The sequence below is a fragment of the Kitasatospora sp. NPDC057198 genome (genome assembly GCF_042670125.1).
Classification (GTDB): domain Bacteria; phylum Actinomycetota; class Actinomycetes; order Streptomycetales; family Streptomycetaceae; genus Kitasatospora.
Window position 1 is genome coordinate 1 of record NZ_JBHUWH010000317.1, and the last position, 9,481, is coordinate 9,481.

Genomic DNA, 9,481 nt, shown 5'->3' on the forward strand with positions numbered 1-9,481 from the left:
GAAGAAGGCCGGGGCGATCGCCACCATGTTCACCGGGCTGACCGTGGCCAACATCGTCGGCGTGCCGCTGGGCACGTTCGTCGGCCAGCAGGCCGGCTGGCGGGCCACCTTCGCCGCCGTCGCCGCGCTCGGCGTGGTCGGGCTGCTGGGCGTCGCCAAGCTGGTGCCCGACCTGCCCCGGCCGCCGGGGGCGCACCTGCGGCGGGAGCTGGCCGCGTTCAAGAACGTGCAGGTGGTGCTGGCGATGGGCATGACGGTGCTGGGCTTCGGCGGGGTGTTCGCCGCGATCACCTACGTCAAGCCGATGATGACCGGGGTCGCCGGCTTCTCGGAGGGCTCGGTGACCTGGCTGCTGGTGCTGCTCGGGGTGGGCATGTTCCTGGGCAACCTGCTGGGCGGGCGGTTCGCCGACCGCCGGTTGATGCCGATGCTGTTCACCACGCTGGGTGCGCTGGCCGTCGTGCTCGCGCTGTTCACCGTCACCGCCCGCAACGAGGCCACCGCCGCCGTCACCCTGCTGCTGATCGGGGCGCTCGGCTTCGCCACCGTGCCGCCGCTGCAGAAGCGGGTCCTGGACCAGGCGCACGGCGCGCCGACGCTGGCCTCGGCCGTCAACATCGGGGCGTTCAACCTGGGCAACGCGCTGGCCGCGTGGCTCGGCGGCGCCGTGATCGCCGCCGGGTACGGCTACACCGCCCCGAACTGGGTGGGCGCGCTGCTGGCCGCCTCCGCGCTGGTGCTGGCCCTGGTCTCGGCCGCCCTGGAGCGCCGGTCGAAGGCCGCTCCCGCGGTCGTCCGCGTCCCCGTGCTGCACTCCTGAAGATCATCGAACTCCCGTACTGGAGAAGGAACATGAGCACCACCGTCCCCGACGTCACCCTCAACAACGGCGTCGAGATGCCGCAGCTCGGCTTCGGCGTCTTCCAGGTCCCGGACGAGGAGACCACCGCGGCCGTCGCCGCCGCCCTGGAGGCCGGGTACCGCCGCGTCGACACCGCCGCGGTCTACGGCAATGAGCGCGGCGTCGGCAGGGCGCTGGCCGCCTCGGGGCTGCCGCGCGAGGCGCTGTTCGTCACTACCAAGCTGTGGAACGCCGACCAGGGCCACGACGCCGCCCTGCGGGCCTTCGACGCCAGCCTCGACAGGCTCGGCCTGGAGTACGTCGACCTGTACCTGATCCACTGGCCCGCCCCGGCCCGGGGCCGGTACGCCGAGTCCTGGAAGGCCATCGAGCGCCTCGCCGCCGAGGGCCGGATCCGCGCCGCGGGCGTCTCCAACTTCCGGCCCGCGCACCTGACCCGGCTGATCGAGGCGGGCGGACCCGTTCCGGCCGTCAACCAGGTCGAGCTGCATCCCGGCCTCCAGCAGGCCGAACTGCGCACCTTCCACGCCGCGCACGGCATCGCCACCGAGGCGTGGAGCCCGCTCGCCCAGGGCGCCGTGCTGGACGACCCGGCGGTCACCGCGATCGCCGCGCGCACCGGAAAGTCCCCCGCCCAGGTGGTGCTGCGCTGGCACCTGCAGCTCGGCAACCTGGTCATCCCCAAGTCGGTCACCCCGGCCCGGATCCGGCAGAACCTGGACGTCTTCGACTTCGCGCTCACCGACGGGGACATGGCCGCGATCGCCGCCACCGACCGGGGCCTGCGCACCGGCCCGGACCCGGACGCCTTCAACTGACCGGCCGCCGGGCGCCGTTCCCCGCCGCGGTGCGAGGAGGCGGGAGGCGGTCGGCGCGCCCCTGTCGGCGGACCGCGAGCCAGGCGCCGCCCGGACCGCGCCCGCCCGGGCGCCGAGCGACCCGGCCGACCTCCACGCCGAGTACCCGGATGACCGGGACCGGGCCTGACCGGGCGGGAGGACCGGCGGCCGGCGCCCCTTACCCTGGGCGGGTGCGTACACACATAGTCTGGGACTGGAACGGCACCCTGCTGGAGGACATGGCGGCGGTGGTCGGGGCGAGCAACGCCGCCTTCGCGACGGTGGGCGTCGCGCCGATCACGCTGGAGGAGTACCGGGCGCACTACGAGATCCCGATCCCGCGGTTCTACGAGCGGCTGATGGGGCGGCTGCCGACCGCGCAGGAGTGGCTGGTGCTGGACGACGCCTTCGACGCCAAGTACACCGAGCTGTTCCCGAGTTGCGCCCTGACCTCGGGCGTCGAGGAACTGCTGTCGCGGTGGGTCGAGGCCGGGCGCAGCCAGTCCGTGCTGTCGATGTACGGGCACGAGAAGCTCGTCCCGGCGGTGGACGCGTTCGGGATCACCCGGTACTTCACCCGGGTGGACGGGCGGCGCGGGGAGTCCGGCGGCCGCAAGGCCGGACACCTGGCGGTGCACCTGGACGCGCTGGGCGGCGGGATCGACCGCGGGCGGACGGTGCTGATCGGGGACGCCGCGGACGACGCCGAGGCGGCGCTGGCCGCGGGCATCAAGTCGGTGCTGTACACCGGAGGTTCGCACACCCGGGAGAAGCTGGTCCACCTCGGCGTGCCGGTGGTCGACTCGCTCGCGGAGGCCGTCGCGGTGGCGGAGGAACTCGCCGGGTAGGCGTGTCACGCCCGGACGGCGGGGGAGGGCGCGTCCAGGGTGGGAGGGACACAGCCGACAGCCGAACCCCTAGGGAGCACCCCCGCACCATGCCGATCGACGCGGTCACCACCGTCCCCGCCCCCGTCCCCGAGACGCCCCGCGAGTACGCGCCGGGCAGTGCCGAACGGGCCCGGCTGGTGCGGAGAGTGGACGAGCTGGCCGGGCGGCACACCTCGCTGCCGATGGTGATCGGCGGGGAGCGCCGGCTCGGCGGCGGCGAGCGCACCGAGCTGGTGCAGCCGCACCACCACGCGGCGCGGCTCGGCGTGCTGGGCGCGGCCACCGCCGCCGACGTGCGGGCCGCGGTGGACGCGGCGCTGGCGGCCGGGGAGGAGTGGCGGCGGCTGCCGTTCGACGACCGGGCGGCGGTGCTGCTGCGCGCCGCGGACCTGCTGGCCGGGCCGTGGCGGGAGACGCTCGTGGCGGCGACCGTGCTCGGGCAGTCGAAGGCCGTGCGGCAGGCCGAGGCCGACGCGGTGTGCGCGCTGGCCGACCGCTGGCGCTCCGACGCGCACGCCGCCCGGCTGCTGCTGGCCGAGCAGCCGCGCTCCGGGCCCGGCGGGTGGAGCCGGGCCGACCACCGCCCGCTGGAGGGCTTCGTCTGCGCGCTCACCCCGGCCGGCTCCACCGCGGACGCCGGGAGCCTGCCCACCGCGCCCGCGCTGCTGGGCAACACCGTGGTGTGGAAGCCCGCGCCCGCCCAGACGCTGGCCGCGCACCTGACGGTGCTGCTGCTGGAGGAGGCGGGGCTGCCGCCCGGGGTGGTCAACCTGGTCACCGGCGACGGGCAGGCGGTGGGCGAGGTCGCGCTGCGCGACCCGGCGCTGGCCGGGGTGCACTTCGCCGGGTCGACCCCCGTCCTGCAGCGGCTGTGGCGGGAGGTCGGCGCGAACATCGCCCGCTACCGCGGCTACCCGCGGATCGTCGGCACGGGCGGCGGCGGCCGGGACTTCCTGCTCGCCCACCCCTCGGCCGACCCGGCGGCGGTGCGCACCGCGCTGGTCCGCGGCGCCTTCGAGTACCAGGGCCAGGGCCGCTCCGCGCTGTCCCGGGCGTACCTGCCGCGCGAGCTGTGGCGGCGGATCCGGGCCGACCTGCTCGGCGAGGTGGACGAACTCGCCGTCGGCGACGTCACCGACCTGAGCAACTTCATGGGCGCGCTGATCGACCGGCGGGCCTTCGACGCGGCCGTGGACGCGGTCGAGCGGGCGAAGGTCGACCCCGGGGTGCAGCTGCTGGCGGGCGGCCAGTACGACGACGCGATCGGCTGGTTCGTCCGGCCCACGGTGCTGCTCGGCGGCACCGACCGGTACGGCGGCGCCGGGCCGCTGCTGGCCGTGCAGGTGTACGAGGACGCCCGCTGGGAGGAGGCGCTGGAACTGGTCGCCCGGGACGCCCCGGACGGCGGGCCGGCCGGCGGCTCGGTGTTCGGGCGGGAGCGGCGGGCGCTGGCCGGGGCGGTGGAGCGGCTGCGCTTCGCCGCGGGCGACCTGCGGGTCAACGGCGAGCCGTCCGCGGACGGCGGCGCGGACGCGGCCCGCGACCTGCTGCGCTGGACGTCCGCCCGGTCGATCAAGGAGACGTTCACCCCGCCGACCGACTACGTCCACCCGCACATGGAGTGGTCACCCGAATGACGGACACCGAATCGGAAAGGCGTTGGACAAGGTGTCCAGGAAGGTTGGATCTTCCTGCGGGATTGTGCCTCGGTGTCCCCTGACACCTTCGTTTCGTCAGGCTAGGCTGACGACGTCGCCGGTTATCGGTCAGGCAGGCCAAACGTACTGTCGTACCCGGGCGGAACGCGACTCATGCGTGCCTTGAGCGCTTTTCACCCCTCGCGTGCGGGAGGATTGCCGACGGGGCCCGGCGGTGCACCCACAGTCATCACCGAGTCACGCAACGGCGCGCGACAGGAGCCAAACAGCCATGCAGACCAAGCTGGACGCAGCCAAGGCCGACCTGCTCAGGAAAGCAGCAGCAGCCGCTGAGAACAGCCAGGTGGGGGGAGCGGCGCCGGGGGAGGGCCTGAGCAACGGTGCTCTGGCCGCTTACCTGCACCACTACTACCTCCACACCGCCCCCGAGGACGTCATCAACCGGGACCCGGTGGACGTGTACGGGGCCGCGGCCTCCCACTACCGGCTGGGCCTGAAGCGCCCGCAGGGCACCGCCGAGGTCCGGGTGCACACCCCGACCGTCGAGGAGAACGGCTGGTCCTGCGGCCACACCGTGGTCGAGGTCGTCACCGACGACATGCCCTTCCTGGTCGACTCGGTCACCAACGAGCTGACCCGCCTGGACCGCGCCATCCACCTGGTCGTCCACCCGCAGCTCGCCGTGCGCCGCGACATCACCGGCAAGCTGCTGGAGATCCTCGACACCGACGCGTGCAACCGCGCCCAGGCCGCCGGCACCGAGTGGCCCGCCGACGCCGTGGTCGAGTCCTGGATGCACATCGAGATCGACCGCGAGACCGACCGCGAGGACCTGCGCACCCTGGAGGCGGGCCTGCGCCGGGTGCTGGGCGACGTCCGCGAGGTCGTCGAGGACTGGTCGAAGATGCGCGACTCCGCGCTCCGGCTGGCCGACGAACTCGCCGAGGAGCCCCCCGCGCACCTGCCCGAGCAGGAGGTCGGCGAAGCCTGGGAGCTGATGCGCTGGCTCGCCGACGACCACTTCACCTTCCTCGGCTACCGCGAGTACGACCTGGTCGAGCACGAGGGCGAGGAGGTGCTCAAGGCGGTCGCCGGCACCGGCCTGGGCATCCTGCGTGCCGACCCGCTCAGCCACGACACCGACCACCACCCGGTCTCCGAGGCGTTCGGGCGGCTGTCCGCCCCCGTCCGCGCCAAGGCGCACGAGAAGAAGCTGCTGGTCCTCACCAAGGCCAACAGCCGCGCCACCGTGCACCGCACCGCGTACCTCGACTACGTCGGCGTGAAGAAGTTCAACGCGGCCGGCGAGCCGGTCGGCGAGCGCCGCTTCCTCGGCCTGTTCTCCTCCGCCGCGTACACCGAGTCCGTCACCCGGATCCCGGTGGTGCGCCGCAAGGTGCAGGAGGTCATGAACGGGGCGGGCTTCTCCGGCGACAGCCACGACGGGCGCGACCTGCTCCAGATCATGGAGACCTTCCCGCGCGACGAGATGTTCCAGACCGCCGCTGCCGAGCTCCAGTCGATCGCCACCAGCGTCCTGTACCTCCAGGAGCGCCGCCGGCTGCGGCTGTTCCTGCGCCAGGACGAGTACGGCCGCTACTACTCGGCGTACGTCTACCTGCCGCGCGACCGCTACACCACCCGGATCCGGCTCGCCCTCACCGACATCCTGAAGACCGAGCTGAGCGGCGACACCATCGACTACACGGTGTACGCCACCGAGTCGGTGCTCACCCGCCTGCACTTCGTCGTCCGGGTCGCCCCCGGCGCCGAGCTGCCGCAGCTGTCCGACTCCGACATCGAGCGGATCGAGAACCGGCTCGCCGAGGCCGCCCGGTTCTGGATGGACGGCTTCAACGACCAGCTGCAGAGCGAGTTCGGCGAGGAGCGCGCCGCCGAGCTCTCGCACAAGTACGCCACCGCCTTCCCCGACGGCTACCGCGCCGACTTCCCGCCGCGCACCGCCGTCGCCGACCTCAAGCAGATCGAGTCGCTCAGCGGCGAGGGCGACTTCCGGCTCAACCTGTACCAGCCGGTCGGCGCGAGCGACGACGAGCGCCGCTTCAAGATCTACCGGGTCGGCGGCCCGATCTCGCTCACCGAGGTCCTCCCCGTCCTGCAGCGCCTGGGCGTCGAGGTCCTCGACGAGCACCCGTACGCGCTGCGCCGCACCGACGGCACCACCGCCTGGGTGGTCGACTTCGGCCTCAAGCTCCGCGAGGGCACCGACCTCACCGAGGACGACCGCGAGCGCTTCCAGGACACCTTCTCCGCCACCTGGTGCGGCGAGGCCGAGAACGACGGCTTCAACGAGCTCGTCCTCACCGCCAAGCTGAGCTGGCGGCAGGCCGTGGTGCTGCGCGCCTACGCCAAGTACCTGCGGCAGGCCGGCTCCACGTTCTCCCAGGACTACATGGAGGACGCGCTCCGCAACAACACCCACACCACCCGGCTGCTGGTCAACCTGTTCGAGGCCCGGCTCTCGCCCAGCCACCGGTCCGGCAGCGAGGAGCTCACCGAGGGCATCCTGGAGGAGCTCGCGGGCGCCCTCGACGAGGTCGTCTCGCTGGACGAGGACCGCATCCTGCGCTCCTTCCTGCACCTGATCAAGGCCACCCTGCGGACCAACTTCTTCCAGCACGACGGCGAGGGCCGCTGGCACTCCTACGTGTCGATGAAGTTCGACCCCAAGGCCATCCCCGACCTGCCCGCGCCGCGCCCCGCCTTCGAGATCTGGGTGTACTCGCCCAGCGTCGAGGGCGTCCACCTGCGCTTCGGCAAGGTCGCCCGCGGCGGCCTGCGCTGGTCCGACCGGCGCGAGGACTTCCGCACCGAGATCCTCGGCCTGGTCAAGGCCCAGATGGTCAAGAACACCGTCATCGTGCCGGTCGGCGCCAAGGGCGGCTTCGTCGCCAAGCAGCTGCCCGACCCGTCGGTGGACCGCGACGCCTGGCTCGCCGAGGGCATCGCCTCCTACAAGACCTTCATCTCCGCGCTGCTCGACATCACCGACAACCTGGTGGCCGGCGAGGTCGTGCACCCCCTCGACGTGGTGCGCCACGACGAGGACGACACCTACCTGGTGGTCGCCGCGGACAAGGGCACCGCGACCTTCTCCGACATCGCCAACGGCGTCGCCGAGCAGTACGGCTTCTGGCTCGGCGACGCGTTCGCCTCCGGCGGCTCGGCGGGCTACGACCACAAGGGCATGGGCATCACCGCCCGCGGCGCCTGGGAGTCCGTCAAGCGCAACTTCCGCGAACTCGGCGTCGACACCCAGACCGAGGACTTCACCGTCATCGGCATCGGCGACATGTCCGGCGACGTGTTCGGCAACGGCATGCTGCTCTCCGAGCACATCAGGCTGGTCGCCGCCTTCGACCACCGGCACATCTTCCTCGACCCGAACCCGGACGCCGCGGTCTCCTTCGCCGAGCGCCGCCGGCTGTTCGACCTGCCGCGCAGCTCCTGGGACGACTACGACAAGTCGCTGATCTCGGCCGGCGGCGGCGTCTACCCGCGCTCCGCCAAGTCCATCCAGCTCTCCGCGCAGATCCGCGAGCGGCTCGGCACCGACGCCGCCAAGCTCACCCCCGCCGAGCTGATGAAGGCCATCCTGCAGGCCCCCGTCGACCTGTTCTGGAACGGCGGCATCGGCACCTACGTCAAGTCCTCCGCCGAGACCAACGCCGAGGTCGGCGACAAGGCCAACGACGCGATCCGGGTCAACGGCGGCGACGTCCGGGCCCGGGTGATCGGCGAGGGCGGCAACCTCGGCTGCACCCAGCTCGGCCGGATCGAGTTCGCCTCCAGCGGCGGCCCGGAAGGCGCCGGCGGCTGGATCGACACCGACGCCATCGACAACTCGGCCGGCGTCGACACCTCCGACCACGAGGTGAACATCAAGATCCTGCTCAACCAGGTCGTCGCCGACGGCGACCTGACGGTCAAGCAGCGCAACGCCCTGCTCGCCGAGATGACCGACGAGGTCGGCCACCTGGTGCTGCGCAACAACTACGCGCAGAACGTCGTCCTGGCCAACGCCGTCGCCCAGGCCGCCAGCATGGTCAACGTGCACTCCCGCATGATCAACCGGCTGGAGGCCAACGGACAGCTCGACCGGGCGCTGGAGTACCTGCCCACCGAGAAGCAGATCCGCGACCGCCAGCAGGCCGGCCGCGGCCTGTCCCAGCCCGAGCTGTCGGTGCTGCTCGCCTACACCAAGATCACCCTGGCCGACGAGCTGCTCGCCACCGACCTGCCCGACGACCCGTACTTCCGGGACGTGCTGCACGCGTACTTCCCCAGCGCGCTGCGGGCCCGGTTCGCCGAGCAGATCGACCACCACCCGCTGCGCCGCGAGATCATCACCACCCTGATCGTCAACGACACGATCAACCGCGGCGGCTGCACCTTCGCGTTCCGGCTCCGCGAGGAGACCGGCGCGACCATGGAGGAGATCGCCCGCACCCACGCCGCGGCCCGCGCGGTCTTCGGCCTGGAGCAGATCTGGGACCAGGTCGAACGCCTCGACAACAAGGTCGCCGCCGGCGTCCAGACCAAGATGCGGCTGCACGCCCGCCGCCTGGTCGAGCGCGCCACCCGGTGGATGCTCAACAACCGGCAGCCGCTCGACATCGCCGACACCATCGCGTTCTTCCACGACCGGGTCAACCAGGTCTGGGACGCGCTGCCCAAGCCGCTCACCGGAGAGGACCTCGCCTGGTTCGAGTCCGTCCACCGGGAGCTGTCCGCGGCCGGCGTCCCCGACGAGCTCGCCACCCGGATCGCCGGACTGTCCTCCGCGTTCCCGACCCTCGACATCGTCGGCGTCGCGGACCGCTCGGACACCGACGTGATGGAGGTCGCCGAGCTGTACTACGACCTCGGCGACCGGCTCCAGATCAGCCACCTGCTCGACCGGGTCATCGACCTGCCGCGCACCGACCGGTGGTCCTCGATGGCCCGCGCCGCGATCCGCGAGGACCTGTTCGCCGCGCACGCCGCCCTCACCGCGGACGTGCTCGCCGCCGGGCCCGCCGGATCCAGCCCCGAGGAGCGCTACTCGGCCTGGGCCGAGCTCAACGGCACCCTGCTCAGCCGGGCCCGCACCACGCTCGACGACATAAGGGGTTCCGACAACTACGAGCTGTCCAGCCTCTCCGTCGCGATGCGGGTGATCCGCACCCTGCTGCGCAACGGCCGCTGAGGCGGGGACGGTCCGGCCGGGGG

General features: G+C 72.6%; 5 protein-coding genes. All 5 read left to right on the forward strand.

Translation table 11 applies throughout. The features are described 5' to 3' along the window. A partial coding sequence (locus tag ACFUEL_RS28180) for an MFS transporter (RefSeq protein ID WP_380239578.1) occupies window positions 1-820 on the forward strand: 820 nt, incomplete at its 5' end. A 32-nt stretch (window positions 821-852) separates the two neighbouring features. Then, window positions 853-1,680, forward strand: a complete 828-nt coding sequence (locus ACFUEL_RS28185; protein WP_380239579.1) for an aldo/keto reductase — start codon at window positions 853-855, stop codon at window positions 1,678-1,680. Window positions 1,681-1,892: 212 nt separating this feature from the next. Continuing rightward, window positions 1,893-2,549 carry an HAD family hydrolase gene (locus ACFUEL_RS28190; RefSeq protein WP_380239580.1) on the forward strand — a complete coding sequence of 219 codons (657 nt, stop codon included), beginning with the start codon at window positions 1,893-1,895 and terminating at the stop codon, window positions 2,547-2,549. Between the two features lie 95 nt (window positions 2,550-2,644). Beyond that, on the forward strand, window positions 2,645-4,228 hold the full coding sequence (locus ACFUEL_RS28195) for an aldehyde dehydrogenase family protein (RefSeq protein WP_380239583.1): 1,584 nt from the start codon (window positions 2,645-2,647) through the stop codon (window positions 4,226-4,228). A gap of 292 nt (window positions 4,229-4,520) precedes the next feature. Beyond that, window positions 4,521-9,458 carry an NAD-glutamate dehydrogenase gene (locus ACFUEL_RS28200; RefSeq protein ID WP_380239582.1) on the forward strand — a complete coding sequence of 1,646 codons (4,938 nt, stop codon included), beginning with the start codon at window positions 4,521-4,523 and terminating at the stop codon, window positions 9,456-9,458. Window positions 9,459-9,481 lie beyond the last annotated feature (23 nt).